Raw genomic sequence first — 726 nt, 5'->3', positions numbered from 1 at the left:
CGAGCGACCCGTCCGGCGGCGCCCGGCTGGTCCTCGTGCAGCACCATCACGCGCACATCGCCGCGTTGCTCGCGGAACACGGCCGGCTCGGCGAACGGATTCTCGGGTTCGCCTTCGACGGCACCGGGCATGGCCCCGACGGCACGGTCTGGGGTGGCGAGGGTCTGCTCGTCGGGCCGGACGTCGCCGCCGTCACGCGGGTCGCCCATCTTCGACCGGTTCCCCTGCCCGGCGGCGACGCCGGGGTGCGCAACCCGTGCCGGGTGGCGCTGGCGCACCTCACGGCGGCCGGGCTGGACTGGTCGGCGTGGCTCGCGCCGGTCCGGGCGTGCGGCGCGCAGGAGCTGCGTGTCCTGCGGGCCGCGCTGGAGCGGGGCGTGGCCTGCGCGCCAAGCAGCAGCATGGGCCGCCTGTTCGACGCGGTGGCGGCGCTGCTCGACGTACGCCAGCGCACCACGTACGAGGCCCAAGCCGCCATCGAACTGGAAGGCCTCGCCGCCGACACGGGTCCCGCCGACACGGGTCCCGCCGGGCCGCCCATCGCCGGCATGCTCGCGTTCGGGCTGGCGGACGGCGTGCTGGAGCCGGCACCGGTCCTCGCGGGCATCGTCGCGGGGCTCGCGGCCGGGATCGCGCCGGGCGTGCTCGCCGGCGCGTTCCATCTCGCCGTCGCCGACGCGGTCGCCGCCGTCGCCACGGCCGTGCGCGGCCGACACGGGGTCGGCC

General features: G+C 77.7%; 1 protein-coding gene. It reads left to right on the top strand.

Annotated elements, in window-relative coordinates; genetic code table 11:
- Positions 1–726: Kae1-like domain-containing protein (locus tag MXD58_RS26160; protein ID WP_518478696.1), on the top strand; the 726-nt coding region annotated here is incomplete at both ends.

The organism is Frankia sp. AgKG'84/4, assembly GCF_023242965.2.
Taxonomy (GTDB): domain Bacteria; phylum Actinomycetota; class Actinomycetes; order Frankiales; family Frankiaceae; genus Frankia.
Note: the sequence above shows the minus strand (reverse complement) of the source record. Positions and strands in the feature narration are given on the sequence as shown.